17 protein-coding genes are annotated in these 18,604 nt (G+C 63.1%); 2 read left to right on the forward strand and 15 right to left on the reverse strand.

Going from position 1 to position 18,604, the window contains the following annotated elements; genetic code table 11:
• Positions 1–29 precede the first annotated feature (29 nt).
• From AC0ZZU_RS11870 to AC0ZZU_RS11880, 3 genes are all read right to left on the reverse strand, one after another.
• Positions 30–1,562 (reverse strand): UxaA family hydrolase, encoded by a 1,533-nt coding sequence (locus tag AC0ZZU_RS11870; RefSeq protein ID WP_476340858.1) that lies wholly within the window; start codon positions 1,560–1,562, stop codon positions 30–32.
• A gap of 64 nt (positions 1,563–1,626) precedes the next feature.
• A complete protein-coding gene (locus tag AC0ZZU_RS11875) occupies positions 1,627–2,814 on the reverse strand; it encodes an L-talarate/galactarate dehydratase (protein ID WP_476340860.1) in 1,188 nt (395 codons plus the stop codon).
• Positions 2,815–2,831: 17 nt separating this feature from the next.
• A complete protein-coding gene (locus AC0ZZU_RS11880; protein WP_476341074.1) occupies positions 2,832–4,118 on the reverse strand; it encodes an MFS transporter in 1,287 nt (428 codons plus the stop codon).
• 383 nt (positions 4,119–4,501) lie between these two features.
• On the opposite strand from AC0ZZU_RS11880, the gene AC0ZZU_RS11885 reads away from it, so the two are divergent.
• The gene (locus tag AC0ZZU_RS11885) at positions 4,502–5,539 is read left to right on the forward strand and encodes a LacI family DNA-binding transcriptional regulator (RefSeq protein ID WP_476340862.1); all 1,038 of its coding nucleotides are present in this window, start codon (positions 4,502–4,504) and stop codon (positions 5,537–5,539) included.
• Positions 5,540–5,553: 14 nt separating this feature from the next.
• On the opposite strand, the gene AC0ZZU_RS11890 is transcribed toward AC0ZZU_RS11885, so the two are convergent.
• The 10 genes from AC0ZZU_RS11890 to AC0ZZU_RS11935 form a co-directional block, all read right to left on the reverse strand.
• Positions 5,554–6,483 (reverse strand): alpha/beta hydrolase, encoded by a 930-nt coding sequence (locus tag AC0ZZU_RS11890; protein ID WP_476340865.1) that lies wholly within the window; start codon positions 6,481–6,483, stop codon positions 5,554–5,556.
• Between the two features lie 15 nt (positions 6,484–6,498).
• A complete protein-coding gene (locus tag AC0ZZU_RS11895; protein WP_476340867.1) occupies positions 6,499–7,779 on the reverse strand; it encodes an OprD family porin in 1,281 nt (426 codons plus the stop codon).
• A gap of 50 nt (positions 7,780–7,829) precedes the next feature.
• The gene (locus tag AC0ZZU_RS11900; protein ID WP_476340869.1) at positions 7,830–8,699 is read right to left on the reverse strand and encodes an aldose 1-epimerase; all 870 of its coding nucleotides are present in this window, start codon (positions 8,697–8,699) and stop codon (positions 7,830–7,832) included.
• Between the two features lie 90 nt (positions 8,700–8,789).
• Positions 8,790–9,878 carry a mandelate racemase/muconate lactonizing enzyme family protein gene (locus AC0ZZU_RS11905; protein WP_476340871.1) on the reverse strand — a complete coding sequence of 363 codons (1,089 nt, stop codon included), beginning with the start codon at positions 9,876–9,878 and terminating at the stop codon, positions 8,790–8,792.
• Positions 9,875–10,684, reverse strand: a complete 810-nt coding sequence (locus AC0ZZU_RS11910; protein ID WP_476340873.1) for an NAD-dependent epimerase/dehydratase family protein — start codon at positions 10,682–10,684, stop codon at positions 9,875–9,877. Before AC0ZZU_RS11910 ends, AC0ZZU_RS11905 begins: the two co-directional genes overlap by 4 nt.
• A 35-nt stretch (positions 10,685–10,719) precedes the next feature.
• Positions 10,720–12,009 (reverse strand): MFS transporter, encoded by a 1,290-nt coding sequence (locus AC0ZZU_RS11915; RefSeq protein ID WP_476340875.1) that lies wholly within the window; start codon positions 12,007–12,009, stop codon positions 10,720–10,722.
• An 86-nt stretch (positions 12,010–12,095) separates the two neighbouring features.
• Positions 12,096–12,389: a Dabb family protein gene (locus tag AC0ZZU_RS11920; protein WP_476340877.1), complete on the reverse strand. Its 294-nt coding sequence runs from the start codon at positions 12,387–12,389 to the stop codon at positions 12,096–12,098.
• Between the two features lie 13 nt (positions 12,390–12,402).
• Entirely contained in the window at positions 12,403–13,809 is a 1,407-nt protein-coding gene (locus AC0ZZU_RS11925) for an aldehyde dehydrogenase (NADP(+)) (RefSeq protein WP_476340879.1), read from the reverse strand.
• Positions 13,810–13,935: 126 nt separating this feature from the next.
• On the reverse strand, positions 13,936–14,382 hold the full coding sequence (locus AC0ZZU_RS11930) for a nuclear transport factor 2 family protein (RefSeq protein ID WP_476340881.1): 447 nt from the start codon (positions 14,380–14,382) through the stop codon (positions 13,936–13,938).
• A gap of 3 nt (positions 14,383–14,385) precedes the next feature.
• Positions 14,386–15,195 carry an RraA family protein gene (locus AC0ZZU_RS11935; protein WP_476340883.1) on the reverse strand — a complete coding sequence of 270 codons (810 nt, stop codon included), beginning with the start codon at positions 15,193–15,195 and terminating at the stop codon, positions 14,386–14,388.
• 174 nt (positions 15,196–15,369) lie between these two features.
• Here AC0ZZU_RS11935 and AC0ZZU_RS11940 point away from each other — a divergent pair, with 174 nt between their 5' ends.
• Complete coding sequence (locus tag AC0ZZU_RS11940; protein ID WP_476340885.1) at positions 15,370–16,935, forward strand: IclR family transcriptional regulator domain-containing protein; 1,566 nt, start codon at positions 15,370–15,372, stop codon at positions 16,933–16,935.
• A 155-nt stretch (positions 16,936–17,090) separates the two neighbouring features.
• On the opposite strand, the gene ttdB is transcribed toward AC0ZZU_RS11940, so the two are convergent.
• The gene (gene ttdB, locus AC0ZZU_RS11945; RefSeq protein ID WP_476340887.1) at positions 17,091–17,699 is read right to left on the reverse strand and encodes a L(+)-tartrate dehydratase subunit beta; all 609 of its coding nucleotides are present in this window, start codon (positions 17,697–17,699) and stop codon (positions 17,091–17,093) included.
• Entirely contained in the window at positions 17,696–18,595 is a 900-nt protein-coding gene (gene ttdA / locus AC0ZZU_RS11950) for a L(+)-tartrate dehydratase subunit alpha (RefSeq protein ID WP_476340889.1), read from the reverse strand. Before ttdA ends, ttdB begins: the two co-directional genes overlap by 4 nt.
• Between the last annotated feature and the right edge of the window lie 9 nt (positions 18,596–18,604).

An 18,604-nucleotide genomic window follows, 5' to 3' on the forward strand; every position in this document is an offset into this window, starting at 1 on the left:
TGTGTAGGTCTGGGAGCTATGCCGGCCGCTTAGGCGAGTACGCCAATCTGCCAAGGGCAGAACTCATCCTCGCCCAAGCCATTGAGCTCGCTCTTGGTCGGCTTACCTGAGGCATGGGCAAGCAATTGCTCGAAGATTTCCTGCCCCATCTGGGCAATCGTCTTGTCGCCGTCGATGATCTGCCCGCAATTGATGTCCATATCGTCGCTCATGCGCTGGTACATGGGGGAGTTGCTGGCCAACTTGAAGGTAGGGGCAGGCACCGAGCCAAAGCACGAGCCGCGGCCGGTGGTGAAGGCGATCAGGTTGGCTCCGCCAGCGATCTGGCCGGTGGCCGAGACAGGGTCATAGCCGGGCGTATCCATGAACACCAAACCGTGGGTCGTCACCGGATGGGCATACTCGTACACATCCATCAGCGGCGCGTTGCCGCCTTTCTTCGCACCGCCCAAGGATTTTTCCAGCACATTGGCCAAGCCACCGGCATTGTTGCCCGGGCTGACCCGGCCGTTGATCTGGGTGTCGCGGCCACGGTTGTATTCCAGCCACCAGTCGATGCGGTCGATCAGCTTGCGTCCTACTTCAGGCGTGACTGCCCGCGCGGTCAGCGTGTGCTCGACACCGAAGATTTCCGAAGTTTCCGAGAGGATCGCCGTGCCGCCATGGCGTACCAGAATATCTACCGCCGCCCCTAGCGCCGGGTTGGCCGAAAGGCCGGAAAAACCGTCGGAACCCCCGCATTGCATGCCGATCATCAAGTGTTCTGCCGACACCGGCTGGCGCCGTACCAGGTCTGCTTTGGGCAGCATGCCTTCGATCAGCGCGATGCCCTGGTCGGTGGCGCTCTTTACCCCGCCGACGTCCTGAATCACCAGTTTCTTGAGCATGTCGCCTTCCACCAGCCCTTCCTGCTCGAAGAAGCCGTGAATATTGTTGCGCTCGCAGCCAAGGGCTATCACCACGGCGCCCACGGTGTTGGGGTGTTTTATGTGGCCGGCGATGGTACGACGCAGCAGGTCCATCGGCTCGCCGGTCATTTCCATTCCGCAACCGATTTCGTGCACGAAAGGCACTACACCGTCGATATGTGCGAAAGCTGCCAGGCGCCGCTCGTCAAAGTGGTTGGCGATCTTGCGTGCCACCGTCGCGCCGCAGTTGCCAACCACGAACACTCCAAGATAGTTGCGAGTGGCAACGCGCCCGTCCTCGCGGACGATACCCTGGAAAGTCGCGCGTTGCCCTGCTGGCAGCAATGCGGTAGGCACGTAGTCCAGGCCGTAGCGATAGTCGCGATCGGTTTCACCGAATGCGATGTTGTGGCTGTGCATCCAGCTACCAGGTTGCAGGTCTTCGGCGGCGTAGCCGATCACCGTGTTGTACTTGAGCACCGGCTCGCCCTTGGCGATCAGTCGGGCAGCGACCTTGTGCCCCAGCGGCACCGGCTGCAAGGTGGTGACGCCTTCATCGGGGATGGCGGTGCCGGCAGGAATTTCGATACGCGCTACAACGACATTGTCGGCGGCATCGAGGCGAATGACGGGGCTGACTTCACGGTGACTCATGTTCTTATCCTATGGGTGTGGCACACATGGCGATGGCAGCTCAGGCGCCACCGCCATGGCTGGTTCAAGGGTGTTTGCCGAATTCGGTGTTGTGCTGGGTCCAGGCCAGGGCCTGCTCGCTGAGGGAGAAGCCCAAGCCCGGACGGTTCGGGACCCACATGCGGCCTTCACGCAGTTCCAGGCGCTCGTTGAACATCGGTTCAAGCCACTCGAAGTGCTCCAGCCACGGCTCTTCCGGATAGGCAGCGGCCAGGTGCAGGTGTATCTCCATGGCAAAGTGCGGCGCCAGCTTCAGGCCCTTGAAGCTGGCCAGGCTCATGATCTGCAGGAATGGCGTGATGCCACCGACTCTGGGGGCATCCGGCTGCACGAAGTCGCAGGCGTTGGCCGTGATCAGCTGCGCGTGCTCGTTGAAGCTGGTGAGCATTTCGCCGGTGGCAATCGCGGTGTCCAGCGAGGCGGACAACGCGGCGTGCCCTTCGACATCGGCGCTGTCCAACGGCTCCTCGATCCAGGTCAAGTCGAACTGCTCGAGCTTGCGGCAAAAGCGCTGAGCGGTGACGCGGTCCCATTGCTGGTTGGCATCGACCATCAGCGGGAAGCCTTCGCCGAGTTGATCACGCACGGCCTGTACCCGTTTGAAGTCAATGCTGGTGTCGGGCTGGCCGACCTTGATCTTGATGCCGCCGATGCCATTGCCACGGGAGCTCTGAACGTTTTCCAGCACCTTCTCCAGCGGCGTCGACAGGTAGCCACCGGAGGTGTTGTAGCACTGCACCGAGTCGCGGTGGGCACCGAGCAGCTTGGCCAGCGGCAAGCCGGCGCGCTTGGCTTTCAGATCCCACAGCGCGATGTCGAACGGCGCAATGGCCTGGGTGGTGAGGCCGCTGCGGCCCATCGAAGCACCGGCCCAGAGCAGCTTGGTGAAGAGCTTGGCGATGTCGTTGGGATCTTCCCCCAACAGCGCCGGGGCAATCTCCTGGGCATGAGCATAGATACCGGGTCCGCCAGCACGCTTGGAATAGCCGAAGCCAATACCCTCGTGGCCTTCACGGGTGCGGATCTCGGCAAAGATGAAGGCGATCTCGGTCAGTGGCTTCTGCCGGCCAGTCAGCACCTTGGCATCGCTGATCGGTGCGCCAAGCGGCAGCACGGTGTACGACAACTTGATCCACTCGATGCTGTCGGTGGTGGCTGATCCGGGTTGCAGAGCGGCGATTTCTGGGTCGACATAAACGTTGCTTTCGATCATGGGAAGCGTCCTCTGAATCACAGAGCGTTCGAAGAAGGTTTGCCGGTCAGGTCAGCCAGTTGCAGGCGCTGGATTCGGCCGACGATGACCAGGTAGGAAAATGCGGCGAGCAGCCCATGGGCGCCGACGTAGATCAGCGCGCTGTTGAACGAACCGCTGGAGTGCAGCAGGTAGCCGATCACTACCGGGGTGACGATGCCTGCGGTATTGCCCAGGGCGTTGAACACTCCACCAGTCATGCCGATCATTTCCCGCGGCGCAGTGTCGGCCACCACGCTGAAGCCGAGATTGCCGAAGCCTTTGCCGAAGAAGGCCAGGCTCATCACCGCGATCACCAGCCATTGGGCGTCGACGTAGTTGCACAGCATCATGGTGGAACTCAGCAGCACGCCAGTGATGATCGGCGTCTTGCGGGCGATGCTCAGGGACTGGGTACGGCGCAGCAGGTAGTCGGAGAAGAAGCCCGACGACACCGCGCCAATCAAGCCGCACAGCGCCGGGATGGAGGCCACCAGGCCAGCCTGGAGAATGTCGAAGCCACGCTCCTTGACCAGGTAGATCGGGAACCAGGTGACGTAGAACCAGGTGACCGCGCTGACGCAATACTGGCTGATGAACATGCCCAGCAGCATGCGGCTCTTGAACAGCACGCCGACTGCGGCCAGCGAACTGCTGCGTTTTTCCCTGGGCAGCGCGGCTTGAGCCTCAAGGTCCACCAGTGCTTCACCTTTGCGCAGGTAGTCGAGCTCCTCACCGTTCATCTTCGGATGGCTGACCGGCAGGTAGTAGTTTTTCCACCAGATTGCGGCAACGCCGAAACCGACAATGCCCATGACGATGAACACGTATTCCCAGCCGAAGGCGTAACAGAGCCAGCCCATGAACGGGGTAAAGAACGCCAGTGATATGTATTGCGCGCTGTTGAAGATCGCCCCGGCCATGCCCCGCTCCGAGGACGGGAACCAGGAGGCAATCACCCGCGTCGAGGCTGGCCCCACCGGTGCCTCGGCAACGCCCAGAAGAAAGCGCAACCCCAACAGCAGCGGCACGATCATGCCAACGAAGTGCACCAGGCCCATGCATACGGTGAAGACCGACCAGACGCAGATGGCCAGCGCCATGGTTTTCTTGGAGCCGAATCGGTCGGCCAACCAGCCCGACGGGATGAGGAAGATGACATAGGCCCAGCTGAAGATGGAGAACAGGTAGCCCATTTCCACCGAGTCGATGCCAAGCTCCTTGCTCATGTCGGAACCTGCCACCGACAACGCGGCGCGGTCGCCGCTGCTCAGCGCCAGCACCATGGTGATCAGGGCCAGGATCAGGTAGCGATAGCGGGTGGCCGTGTTGGACGCGGCCACTGCACCGGGGGAAGACCCAGCGGCGTAGGTGTCATGGTTGTGCATCGCGATTGCCTCATTGTTTTTATTGGCGTAGTGCAGAGCCTTGCACCGGCGCCCGCTTTGAATTCTGGCGGTTTGCAGCGCGTACCGGCGCTGTCTCCAACCAATGACAGCGCTATCAAATGACAGCGCTGTCATTAATCCTAGGCCTTGTGTTACGGGGCATGCAAATCTGCTTTCGAGGCAAATTCCCATGCATTGGGAATCTGTATGAAATGCAGGAAATCACCCGCTGTTCCGGTAGAATCGGCAGCGCGCGTTAAGCTGCTACCTAGAGGCCCTCGATGCTGGAATCATCCGTTACTGCCGCTGATCCGAAGCCGCACCTGGCTACGCCCGCTACCCTGGATGACGTGGCGAAAATGGCCAAGGTGTCTCCGATCACCGTTTCCCGGGTGATAAACCGGCCTGAACTGGTTTCGGAAAAAACCCAGAAAAAGGTACGAACTGCCATCCGCAAGACGGGATATGTGCCCAATATGCTTGCGGGCGCCCTGGTTTCCCAGCGCACCCGACTGGTCATCGTGGTGGTGCCCAACATTGCCAACCGTGCCTTTGTCGACACCGTCACCGAGCTTGGCAAGCGCCTTGCCGCAGCGCGTTATCAGCTATTGCTGAGCCAGTCCGACCTGAATGAAAGCCACGAGTCCGAGCTGATCGATGCGATTCTGGCCCGCCGCCCGGACGGCATCGTTCTCACTCGGTGCCTGCAGAGCGAAGCAGCGCGCGAAAAACTGATCGCTCGTGGCACACCCGTCGTCGAAACCTGGGAATTGGCGCAAGAGCCTATCGACACGGTGGTCGGGTTCTCTCACGACGCCGTTGGCCACGCCATGGCCGAGCACATCATTGCGCGTGGTCATCGCCGGGTAGGCCTGCTGTGGAGCGACGACGCCCGCGCCACGCGCCGCCGCCACACCTGCGTAGCCAGCCTGGAACAGGCGGATATCCAGATCGTTGCCTGCGAGATGGAGGCAGCCCCGGTAAACATGGGGCATGGCCGCCAGGCCATGGCCCGCCTGTTGGCTGCCGAGGTACAGATGGACGCCGTGATCTGTAGTATCGACCTGCTGGCGCAGGGCGCCATGGCCGAAGCGCAAGCCCAGGGCCTGCGCATTCCCGAGGACATGGCCGTGATGGGCTTTGGCGACCTGGAATTCGCTGCCCACACCCATCCGCGCCTGAGCACGGTGAGCATCGACGGCCAGCGCATCGGCCTGCGCACCGCCGAGCTGCTGCTGCAACGCATGGACGGCAGCCTGGCCCGCGGCGAGCACGTCGAAGACGTCGGCTTCAACCTAGTGGTGCGCGAAAGCACCTGAGGGCTGCGAGCGCCCTAGTTGCCGGCCCAGCGCTGCAACTGTGCCGCCATGGAGTTCCAGGCCTGCTCGACTTCCGCCACGCCGAAGGCCCGCAAGCTGGAATGCACCATCCCCTCCCCCACCCACACTTCGGCTGGCACGCTGTGCGCCTGCAGCGCCGCCGCGTAGGCGATGCCGTGGTCGCACAGCGGATCGACCCGCGCCACCACCATGAGGGCTGGCGCCAGGCCTGCGAAATCATCGGCCTCCAGCGGCATGGCGCGGGGGTCGTTACGGTACGCCTCGTCGGGCAAGAAGCCCTGCAACGACTGCTGCAGCCCCGCCACGCTCATCATCGGCGCCTCGGCATGTTGCTGCATCGACGCCAAGTGCTGGCGGGCGGTCAGCACCGGGTAAGCCAGCAGCTGCCCCAGCGGCTGCGGCTGGCCCTCCTCGCGCAGCGCCCTGCACAGCCCGGCCGCCAGGGTGCCGCCGGCACTATCGCCGGCCACTATCAGCCGGACCCGGCTGAGGTCGGCGTCCACTTCGCCGTTGCGCAGTGCCGCCCAGGCCTTCAGGCAGTCCTGTAGCGGTGCCGGGTAGGCATGTTCCGGGGCCAGCCGGTATTGGACCGCGACGATGGCCAGTGGTACACGCTGTGCCAGGGCATGGGCAAACCAGTCATGGGTATCCAGGTTGCCCAGGTCCCATCCACCTCCATGCAGGTACAGCAGCGTAGGCCAACCGCCACCCGGGGCCACGCCTGCAGGCTTGTAGCAACGCAGGGGCAAGTCCTGCAGGTCGATATCGGCGACCTGCCAACCATCCGGGAGCGCCGGAGTACAGGCGCGGCAGGCCTCAAGAAACGCTTCACGCCGTGCTGCGAGACTGTCGTCACGCGGCGTGAAGCAGCGGCTAGCGTCGATATAGGCCCGCATCGCAGGGTCGAGCGGCCGGGAAGTCATGGTCAGTTCTCCAAGTCAGAGCAAGGGCAAGGTATAGGCGATGATCATCCGGTTTTCATCACGCCGGCCGGTGGCGTCGCCTTGCAGTTCGACGTTGCGCCAGCGCAGGGCAAGGTTTCTAAGCGGCCCGCTCTGGATGACGTAGGTAATGTCGAGGTTGCGCTCCCACTCACTAGCGTCCTCACCGGTCACTTTGAAGTTGTCCCCTTTCACGTAGCGCGCGAACGCGGTCAGCCCGGGAACGCCGAGCGCGGCGAAATCAAGGTCGTAGCGGACTTGCCAGGAGCGCTCCTGGGCTCGGTCGAAACGCAGCACCTGCACGGCGTTGGCCACCCCCGGCAGGTCGGTGTCGTGGATGAACGGCAAAGCGCTGTCCCCGGCGTTGTACTGGTAGCCCAGGCGGAAGGTTTGCGCCCGCAGGTTGGCGCTGAGCATGCCCGAAGTCATGCGGCTGTCCAGGGCACCGGCCTTTTCTCTGCCGGACTCGCCGGTATCAAGGTAGTTGAGCGTGGCGGAAAGGTTCCAGTCGCCGGTCTGGAGCGTGTGGGCGGCGGTATACAGGGTCTGCTGGTAGACATCTCGCAGCCGCCCGCCCCATACCCCCACCGAAGTCTGCGGCGTGGCGCGCCAAGTGCCGCCGAGGTAGTCGAAACGGTCGCTGAACACACTGTAGTAGTTGCCCACCTGGATATCGCGTGCGCTAGCAAATTCACGCTGGTTGACCTGGCGCAGCTGGCCGAGGCCTATATCGACATCTTTCAGTTCGCGAATATCCAGCATGGCGCCTTCGAAGAACTGCGGCAGCAAGCGCGCGTCGCCCGAACTCACCAACGGGATCTTCGGAAACAGCCCTCCGACCTTGAGCTCGGTTTTCGAGTATCTAAGCTTTATTGCCGCCGTCGCCTCGGAGAACTCGTCCACCGAGCGCGGGTCGCCATTGCGCGGCCCGCCTGCGCGGTTATAGGCCCCGGGCAGGAGTGCAGTGCCGCTGCGCGAAGGTGACGAATCGAGCTTCAGGCCCAGGCCGGCATAGACATCGATACCCACGCCGATGGCCGAGTCGGTGTAACCCGACTCACCCCTGAGGATGAAGCCCTGGGCCCACTCCTCCAGCTTCGACTGTGCCGGTCTGGTCGAGTCGCGCAGGTCATGGTTGTAGTAGAAGTTGCGAAACGTCAGGTTGGCCTTGCTGTCTTCCAGGAACGCACCCTGGGTACACAACGGGCTTAACCCGAGTAGCAGCGACAAGGGTTTTGCAGCGCGAGCGAAGCCCGCTCCAGTCGAGGAGTGTCTCATTGTTTTTGTTCTCTTTATGGGTGTGTCAGGTACAGCGGCCGGGGATGGCGTCAGCGCCCTTGCCAGGTAAAATCGAGCGTGGCTTCCAGGCGCTGACCAGGGGCGAGTTCGCAGGTGCCGGTCTCGTGCCAGTCATCGCGAGGCTGGTTGAAGGCGTCGGCCAGGTGCGACACCGGCTCCAGGCATAGGTAGTCGCTGTCGGCCGGTGCAAAGGCGACGAAGTGGCTCAGCGGTCGAGACGCCAAGAGGTGCAAGTGGCCCATGGGATAGACGATCCGCAGTTGGCCATTCCAGCGTGATTGATAGTGGGCCATGGCCTGGGAAGAGTCGGCATCGATCATGACTTTACGTCGCTTATCCTCGAACGCGCCCGTGGCCAGAAAATGCTCATTCATCTGCCACTCACGTCCCACGCGATAGCTCGCCCACATGCCCGGGTGGCGCTTGAAGTAGGGATGCAGGCCCAGGCCAGCCGGCATCGGCCCATCGCCCAGGTTCGTCAGCGCCAGGCTGATGCGCAGGCGTGTGCCATCCAGGACGAAGCACTGCTCGGCGCGCAACGGCCAGGGCCAGTGCTCCCCCTGATAATTGCAGGCGATGGTCAATTGTTGCCCGCTCTCCTCCACGACGTGCCAAGGCAACGTATGGGCCACTCCATGCAAGGTATGCGGTTGCGCGGCGGGATGTGCCGGTAGTGGATAGGCGTGACCTGCGTAATCCAGGCGGGCATCGCGAAGGCGGTTGGAATACGGCATCAGCGGATAGGCGCCTGCCCGCGGCCAGTTCAGCGGGTCAAATTGCCCGGCCGCGATCGGCAGCAGCAGGTCGAGCCCGTCAGCGCGCAAGTGTGCGATACGCCCGCCCCAGGCTGGCAGCAGGCCGAGCGACCAGGTGGCATTGCGCAGAATCAAAGGTTGCATGAAACCTCCAGTATCCTTTTTCGGGCACAGCTTGCCCCTGCCGCCGAGCCAGGGCGCGGCGGTGGGGAGCAAAGGGTGAAGACTTGTGGTTTAGCGGCGGAAGCGCTCTGCCACCACCAGGTCAATGTCGAGACCCAGGCCCGGGCCCTGCGGGATATGCAGCTGGTTGCCTTGGCGCAGTTGCTCCACCGGGTAGAGCCAGCCGGCCGGCTCGACGAAAAGGTATTCGATCTGAGCCACCTTCGGCTGGACTGCGGCCAGGTGCAAGGTGGCGATCAGGCCAGGTCCGAAGTACGGGCAGTGCGGCAGCACCACGCCTGCATGTTGATTGGCGAGCTCAGCAATGCGCAGACATTCGGAAATACCGCCGACCTTGGTCACGCTGGGCTGGATCGAATCCACCGCACCACTGAGCAGGGCCTGTTCGAACTGCACTGCGGTGCACCAGTTCTCACCCGCTGACAACGGCACGCCTTGCCCCCGCAGGCTGGCCAGCGTGGCGAAGTCCTCGGGCGGGAAGACCGGCTCTTCCAGCCAGGCCAATTGCAGGTCGGCCAAGGCCGGCAACCGTTCACGGGTATCGGCCACCGTCCAGCCACAGTTGACGTCGGTAGCCAGCGGCACGTCGTGGCCAATGGCGCGGCGGCAGGCGGCGATTTCCGGCACGGTCACTTCATGCAGCTTGATGTCGGTGAAGCCCATGCGCAGGGCTTTCTCGCAAATCGCCGGGGCCACCTCATCATCGGCGTAACGCACCAGGCTGGCATAGGCCGGCACCTGATCGCGGCTGGCCGGGCCAAGCAAACGGTGCAGCGGCACGTTCTCACGGCGAGCCGCCAGATCCCACAGAGCGATATCGACGCCGGAAATGGCGAACATCGTCACCCCGTAACGGCCAAAGAGGTGCAGGCGCAGTTGCAGCTCGCGGTTGAACGCCGCGATGTCATCGACCTGCCGCCCCAGCAGCAACGGCGCGATAAGCCGGTCGATCAGCGCCTTGGTGGCGTCGGCGACGAAGTAGCCGAACGCCTCGCCCCAGCCAACATTGCCGTGCTCATCTTCCAGGCGGATCAGCACGTTCTCCAGGGTGTGCCAGGTGGTCGGCGTAATCCCCAGGCCTTTGCCGCCATCGCGAAAGGGAATTTCGACAATCTGAGTATCGATGCGGATGATTTTCATGCGTGCTCCAGAACACTGGCCAACGGAACACCTGCATAGGCGCCGCCAACGTGGTCGCGGCCAGACCCGACAGGAGCCATGGCGTCATAGGCAAGGAAACTGTCCGCCAGATGGTCGGCGGCATTGTCCTGCGGCTGGTAGCCCAGCTCGCGGGCGCGGCGGTTATGGAAGAAGGCGTCCGGGCACTCCGACACGCCGTAGACCACCTCGTGCCGCACGTGCGGATGCTCAAGGCCGATCAACACCAGTTGCGCCAGGTCCCGGGCGCTGGTCCACAGCCGTAGCCGTCGAGCATCGGCGACCTTGGGGTCGGCGTTGCCGATGCGCACGATGAAGGTTGCCAGCTCGCTGCGCTGGGAAAAGGTGGCACAGGCCGCCTCACCAAACACTTTGCTCAAGGCGTAGTAGCTGTCCGGAGCCACCGGGCTGTCATCGAAATGACTGGCCGCCTGGCTGTGGTACTGGCCCAGCACATGGTGGCTGCTGGCGAACACGAATCGCTTGGCACCTGCACGCTGGGCGGCTTCCAGCAGGTACAGGGTGGCATGGTAGTTAGGCTCTACCGTGGCCTGGAACTGGATATCGGTGCCGTGGGCACAGGCCAGGTGCAGCACTGCATCGACGCCTTCGGCGGCCTGGCGCACGAAGGCCGGATCGGTCAGGTCGCCAACCAGAGAAGTTTCCCCATTGGCCAGGTCGCTGACCGGCTTGCGGTCGAGCAGCCGCAGGTTGAACCGCTTGCGCAAGAATGGGCGCAGCGCGGTTCCGACGATACCGGCAGCGCCGGTGACAAGAAGCGTAGGCATGGCGTATTTCCCAGAAATCGTAGGTAGCTGTCAGTTCAGGCGGTAGCGATCACGCTGGGCTGCTTGGCCGGCTTCTGGCCGACGAAGAACGCGACGATCAGCGCGCCCAGAATCCCGAGGCCCGCGGCCAGGCCGAAGCCGCTGGCGTAGGTGCCGGTGGATTGAATGATGAAACCGGTCACAGTCGGCGCGACGATCCCCGAGAGGTTGGCCAGGCCATGCATGAAGCCGCCGGCGGTGCCCACCTGGTGGTCTGGAACCGCGTCCTGGATCAACGACCAATAGGCGGGCGCGGTCAGCATCAGGAACCCGATGGCCACAGTCATCACTGCCACGGTGCTGGTCACACTCTGCACCTGGCCGGTCAGGCCGATGCACACTGCCGCGATCAACAGGCAAGTCACCAGCACCACCTTGCGTGAGAACAACTGCTTCCCAGTGCGCTTGTACACCCAGTCGATCAGCAGGCCACCACAAACGAATCCGACCGTGCCCACCAGCCATGGCAGCGCAGTGACGATGCTCATGGACTTCAGGTCGATACCTTTGGCGTCGATCAGGTAGCTGGGGAACCAGGTCATGAAAAAATACAGGATGTAGTTGTAGCAGAACAGCGAAACACCGGTGACCAGTACGGAACGCTGCAGAATGATCTGCAGCACCGGCGTGCGCGGGGCATCAGCCACGCTCGTCACCGGTGCCTCGCGGCCTTGATTGATCAGCGCCAGCTCTTCCGGCGAAACCTGAGGATGCTCCTTCGGCGTGGAGGCGGCCATGCGGTACCACGCGATCGCCCAGAGCACGCCGATCACGGCAATCACCACAAACGCAACGCGCCAGCCCAGCCACAGCGCGAGGAAGCCAACGATGGGCCCGGCCAGTGCGCCGCCCAGCGGGCCGCCAGCCTGGTTGATGCCGATGGCGCGGGCGCGCTCCTTGATCGGGAACCAGCTGTTGACGGTCTTGTTGGCCGTGGTCGATACCGGCCCCTCGCCCACACCGAACAGCGCACGAACGATCAGCAACGACCAGAAGTTGAAGGCCAGGGCTGTCGAGCCGCACAGCACTGACCAGAAGCTCATCGACCAGGTCAGCACGCGCTTGGGGCCGAAGCGGTCGGCCAGATAGCCGCCTACGAAGCAGAACACTGCATAGCCGAAGAAGAAGCTGCTGAAGATCATGCCCTTCTCGGCGGGCGTGAGGTGATACTCCTGGGTGATGAAGGGCATGGCGATCGACAGGGCAGCGCGATCAACGTAATTGATGACCATGGCCAGGAACAGCATGGTCAGAATCGTCCAGCGGTAATTCTTTTTCTTGTTCATGTACGACTCCGCCCGGCACCTGTGATGCCGGATCTTTTTTGTTATCACGCCTGGCCCGAAAGAGGGCCAGGTAATTCTTGGGTCACTCAGACGCTGTAATCCACTGCCACCCATTCGAAGTACTGCTTGAGATCGGCGACCAGGGCCTGATGCGCAGGATGTGGCAGGTAACGCTCTACTGCGTCGGCATCATCGAAGCTGGACTCGAGGATGTAGTCCCAGCAGATCGGCCGGTCGAGTTCGTTGGCAGCGACGCGCCAATCGCGGATGAAGTCGATCTCGTCCGTGAGGCCGCGCATCCGCGCGACCAGCCGGTTTTCCAGTTCAGGCTGTGCATCGACACCAGGCAGGCGGCGGAACAGCACGATATGTTTCATCATCGCCCTGCCCTCCTCAACTCAATGCCCAGGCCGGTACGTCCTGCAACGCGACCGGGCGCAGGAAGCGCTCGATTGCGGCAAAGCCGACCGAGGTGGTCTGCGGCGCGGTGGAGGCCGGCCACGGCCCGCCATGCTGCTGGGCATGACAAACGGCGACACCGGTAGGAACGCCGGCGAACAGTACACGTCCGGAGACCCGCTGGGCAGCGCGCAGCAGCTGACGGTTGTCGTCGTTGTCGGCGTCCAGGCCCCACAAGGTGGTGGTCAGTGTGCCGCCTACAGCGTCGAGCACCTCAGTCACTTGAGTCACACTCTGGGCTGTGACGATCAGCGCGGCCGGCCCGAACATTTCCTCACGCAAGTGTGCATTGGCGATAAACGAAGCAGCATCGGTGGCGAACAGGCGCGGCGCCGGGCCTGCGCGATCGGCTTGCGGAGCGAACACGGGCGTGGCGGTGGCGGCGACCGTAGTGGCCGCGGCTTCGAAGCCCTGCCGCATGCTGGGGGTGAGCATACGGTGGGTGGCGATCGGCGCAATGGCCTCGGCCAACTGGGCGACGAAGCGCTGGCTGTGCGGCGACTCGAGCAGCACGATCACGCCGGGGCTGGTGCAGAATTGTCCGCATCCGAGGGTGATCGAGCCAGCCAGCGTCTTTGCCAGGTGTTCGCTGTCTTTTTCCAGCGCAGATGGCAGGGCCACCAGCGGGTTGATCGAACCCAGTTCACCAAAGAACGGCGCCGGGCGCTCACGCTCGTTGGCGGCCTGCCACAGGGCCTTGCCGCCTTGGTAAGAGCCTGTGAAGGCGACGGCAGCAATCGATGGGTGCTGTACAAGATACGTACCTGCGTCGCGATTGGGCGCTTCAGCCAGGCTCAACAAGCCTGCTGGCAGACCTTGAGTACGCACTACCCCAGCGGCAAGGGCAAAGACCGCGCGCGACAGCTCTGGGTGGCCGGAATGCGGCTTGACTACCACCGGGCAGCCGGCAGCCAAGGCCGAGGCAGTGTCACCACCGAGCACCGAGAAGGCGAATGGAAAGTTGCTGGCCGAGAACATAGCTACCGGGCCCAGTGGGCGCCGGATACGGGTCAGGCGCGGGCGCCCGGCGGGTGGTGCGCCAGCGATGGCCTGGTCCTCGACCTGACGATACGGCACGCCCGCTTCCACTTCGCTGGCAAAGCCACGCAGCTGGAAGGCGGTGCGCGCTACTTCACCGTTCAGTCGGGCTTCGCCCAGGCCGCTTTCGCGGTCGGCGATGGCGACCAGTTCAGCTTGCTGTTGCTCCAGGGCATCGGCCAGGCCGCGCAACAGAGTGGCGCGTTGGCTGGCGCTGGAATCGGCCCAGAAGTCCGCGGCGGCAGCGGCCTTGGCGACGACGTTGTCGATGGCGGAAAAATTCGGGTTGTGCGGGGTGGTCATGGGTGACTCCTTCAACAATGGCGGTGCGGTCATTCGCGGGCAGGCCCACGCCCACAGGTACGGCGCTGTGGTCGAGCGTTCCACTGTCCCGTGGGAGAAGGCTTGCTCGCGAAGAGGCTGATAGCGTTAACGCGCCTTCGGCTCCAGGTGATATCCCCGGCCGGCATAGTCGAATTCGACCAGTTCATTGATCACCACCTCCAGTTGCGCCGGCGAGGCGTAGTAAGCACGGATTTCCTTGATCAAACCGCTCTGCTCATCGAACACATACCACTCGTCTCCCCGCAGGGCGGTGCCGAGCCTGCTCTTCCAGTGGGTCCACTCGATCACCGCTTCATTACTGTCATGGCTGACCAGGATCTTCTCGATGGTCCACTGCGACCCCAGGTTCTCGACACACCACACCCACCTGCGGGCAATGGTGTCAGCGGTGCGCCACGGAATCTCCGGCAGCCCCGACGGGAAGTAATGCACCGCGTCCGGGGTGAAGCACGACACCAGCTTGTCGTAGTCACCCTCGTTGCAGGCGTCGAAGTAACGGCGGATCAGTTGCGCATGCTTGTGCTCGGCCATGGTTCAGACCTCCTGCTTGTCAATGATCGACGGAATCGCCGGGCGGCCGGCAGCGACCCAGGCGTGATAATCGGAAACCGATGCTGGGCTCGGCGGATACACGCCCCACAAGGCTTCGCCTGCGGCGATGCGCATGGCCAGGTAGTTTTCGATGTCGTCCTGCACGCTGCACACGTCGGCCAGTTCCTCGGCCAGGTGCGCCGGGACCACGGTCAGGCCGTCGGCATCACCGACAATGATGTCGCCCGGGTAGACCGCGACTCCCGCACAGCCGATCGGTACCTGCAGGTCGGCGACGTGGTGGTAAGAGATACGGGTAGTGGCCGTGATCTCACGGGCATACGCCGGCAGGCGCATTGCGGCAATTTCGCTGCCATCGCGCAAGGCGCCGTCAGTGACGATAGCCTTGGCACCGCGGGCCAGCAGGCGGGTGACCAGGATGTTGCCAGCGGAGGCGGCTGCCGGGTCGTTACGGCTGTCGATCACCAGCACGTCGCCCGGCTGGATCTGCTCCACGCCCACCCACTGCAGGTTGTCCTCATTGGGCTTGGTGGTCATGGTGGAGTAGGTGTCGATGTCTTCGCGTGCGGGAATGAAGCGCATGGTGAAGGCACGCCCGGCGAACGCTTTGGCATCGCGGGTCATGGCGCGCAAGCCGACCAGCGCCGGCTGCCGGAAGCCACGCTTGAAGAGTTGAGTAGTCAGCGAACCGCTGCTGCAGGTAGCGAGCTTGGCGAGTACGGCGTCGCTCACAGCGACCTGTTTGCCGGAAACACTCTCGTGGGCGTCAGCGTAGTTGTGGATGACGGACATTGTTATTGATTCTCCTCGCGGGTTCATCCGATGGCTGCCGGGCTAGAATTCCCAACATATGGGACTAGCATTCGCTGCAAGCCCTGTTGATGTCGATTCTATTGCGGAAATAGGGATGAAAAAGGGGCAAACTGAGCGTACAGGTAGCTGAGTTCCAACTGATGGGAATCAACAATGAAAACAGGTGAAGGCACCGCCGCACTGGAGAAAGCCTTGGACGTGCTCCAGGCCATTGGCGCAACTGCAACCGGCATCAGCCAGGCCGAACTGGCCGAACAGGTGCCGCTGCCGCGCACCACGCTGTATCGCATCATCGCCACCCTGGTGGAGCGCGGAATGATCCGCCGCGACCCCACGCGCAAGGTCTATCGCCTGGGTTTCAACTACCTGGAAATGGTCCGCAACGCCTACCTGGAGCCCGACCTGGTGGCAGCCGCCAGCGAAGAACTGCGCGCCTTGCGTGACCTCACCGGCGAGACCTCGTACCTGGCGGTGCTCGACGGCAACCAGGTGCTGTCGCTGGAACGCTGCGATGGCGCCCATACGCAACGCTCGGCGGCCAGCCTTGGCCAGGGCAAGCCGGTGTACTGCACCGGCCAAGGCAAGGCAATCCTCTCGGCGCTCACACCGACGGCGCGCGACGAAGTGCTCAAGGGCGTGGTGCTCGCGCCGCTGACTCCGCTGACCATTACCGACCGCAGGCGGTTGCTGGCCGAGCTGCAGATCACCCAGGCCCGTGGCTACGCGCTGGACGATGAAGAAATCCGCCTGGGGATCCGCTGCGTCGCTGCGCCCATCGTCGACAAACAAGGTCATGTGCGCGGCGCCCTGAGCGTGGCCGGGCCGGCCTATCGGCTCACACTGGAGCGCCTCACCCTGCTCGGCACGGAGCTGGCCGAGGCCGCCCGCCGGGTGGGCGAGCAGCTACGTCCAGATGCCGCGCCACAAGGCGCCGCTGCACTGAGCGTGGTTGCCGGCCCTTGGGCCTTCCACGGCGCGTTCCCGCGCTGGCATGCCGGCCAGCAGCGCCTGTACTGGGCCGATACCCTCGCCCCGGCGATCCATTGCTGGGATGGTCACAACAGCCGCCTGCTGACCCGCCTGGACCTGCCTGTCCGGGCCATGGAGCTGCGCCCTGACGGCCTGCTGGTGGCGCAGGCCGGCGGCTGGTCGCTGATTGACTGGAACGGCCATGAACACCCGCGCCAGGACGTGCTGGGCAACCGTCTGCTGGCCCTGGCGACACATCCTTCAGGCGCGCTATGGGCATGTGCAAGGAGCGCAAGCGGCTGCGTGATCGGTGAACTCAGTGCGGAGGGTGAACTGCGCCATGGATGGGCTTTGCCAGAGCAGATCAGTGCCTTGCGCTGGGACGCAAAGGGCAGTGTGGTGTATGCCCTCGCCCCGGACTCCGGCGACATTCTCCTGTTGCACCCTGGCAGCCCCTCCGTGCGCAGGTTCGCCTCACTGCCGCGGGGCGGCGGTCGGCTGGGCGGCCTGGCGCTGGATGCTGCAGGCGGAGTATGGACGACTCAGCTTGAGGGGTGGAGCCTGGCGCGTTTCGACGCTGACGGGAATCTTGACCGGATGATCGGACTCCCCGTGCCCACGCCTACCGACCTTTGCTTTGGCGCAGAGGACGGCAAGACGCTGTATATCACCAGTGCCAGGCATGCGTTGAAGCTGGAAACACTGGCCAGCGCGCCGAATTCTGGCTGCCTGTTTCAGATGCAGCTCTGAGAGTGGCGACCATGAGTGTATAACGCTTGACCAGCGTTCCGCATAAGTGATTCGGCGTTGGCATGGGCATCTGGATGGAAAGCGAATACGCACCCCGGATCATCTGCCCATAGCCGTGTAGGCCACGGCATGATCGCCGTGGCCGTCCAGCCAGATCACTTGATGAAACGGACCTGCGCGTTGATTTTCTCGATTACCGCTCCCTTGCGCTCATTGAACCGCAGCTTGTTCTGCTCGAACAGGTTGTTGCCCTTGGTGTCGATCGAAATGATCAGTGGGCCGAACTCACGCACGCGGTTCACCCAGAGGGTTTCCGGCATACCCAGATCTTGCCACTCGGCGCGCTCGATCTCTTCGACCTGCGTCGCAGCCAACACCGCGCAACCGCCCGGGAACACCGCATGCACGGCCTTGTTCTCGAGGCAGCCAGTGGTCGTTTCAGGCCCCATGCCACCCTTGCCAACGATCAGCTTGACGCCAGTTTGCTCGATGAATTCCTTCTCGAACTTCTCCATGCGCATGCTGGTGGTAGGACCAATGGAAACCATCTCGAAGCTACCATCGTCTTTTTTACGGACAATAGGTCCGGCATGGAAGATCGCCCCGCCGCGCAGGTCTACCGGCAGCTCGCGCTTGAGTTCGATCAGGCGACGATGCGCTACATCGCGGCAAGTGACCAGTTGGCCAGTCAGGTAAATCACATCACCGACGTTGAGGTCGGCCAAGTCCTCGTCCTTGATCGGCGTGCTGAGGATCTTTTTCAAAGAACTACTCCTTCATGCGAGAGGATGTCATAGGACAGGTCGGCATTGATGCGGATCTTGCCGCGGCGGTGCGCCCAGCAACCGGTGGAGACGGCCACACCGATGGTCGACGGGTGCCGTGCCGAGGACTCGATGTTGACGCCCATGACGCTGCTGTTGCCGGTCAGGCCTTGCGGACCGATACCGATTTCGTTGAGGCCGTCCTCCAGCAGTTTTTCCATCAAGGCTGCACTTTCATTGGGGTGGCTGGAATCCACCTCGCGCAGGATCGCTCGCTTCGACAGGCGTGCTGCGGTTTCCACCGAGGTCGACACGCCGACACCTACCAGCAGTGGCGGGCAAGCGTTGATGCCTCGCGAGGTGATCACGTCGAAGACAAATTCGGTGATGCCTTCATAGCCCTGCCCTGGCATCAGGACCTTGGCCGAGCCGGGCAAGGTGCAACCACCGCCGGCCATGTACACATCGATGATGGCGTGGTCGGCGTCAGCAATGATTTCCCAGTCCAGCCATGGGATTTTCGAGCCGGTATTGGTGCCGGTGTTTTTCTCGATGAAGGTCTCCACCGCGTTATGCCGCAACGGGCCTTTGATGGTGGCTTCCTTGGTAGCGTCCTCCAGAATGCCTTCCAGCTCGCCGAGCAGCGGGAAGCGTGCTCCGGCAGAGATGAAGTACTGGATCACCCCGGTGTCCTGGCAGCTGGGGCGGTCGAGCTTGTCGGCATACTCCTGGTTGTCGGCCATCGAGTCGTACACGGCAATCGCCAACGGGTTGGTTTCCGCTGCACGCAGCTTGGCGGTCTTGGCTTTGACGTCCTTGGGCAGGCGTTTGCCGATGTAGGCGGTGAACTTCGCCATCGTGTCGGTGAGCGATGAAACAGCTGATTCTTTATCCACGTTATTCTC

This window comes from Pseudomonas sp. JE3303, assembly GCF_056312565.1.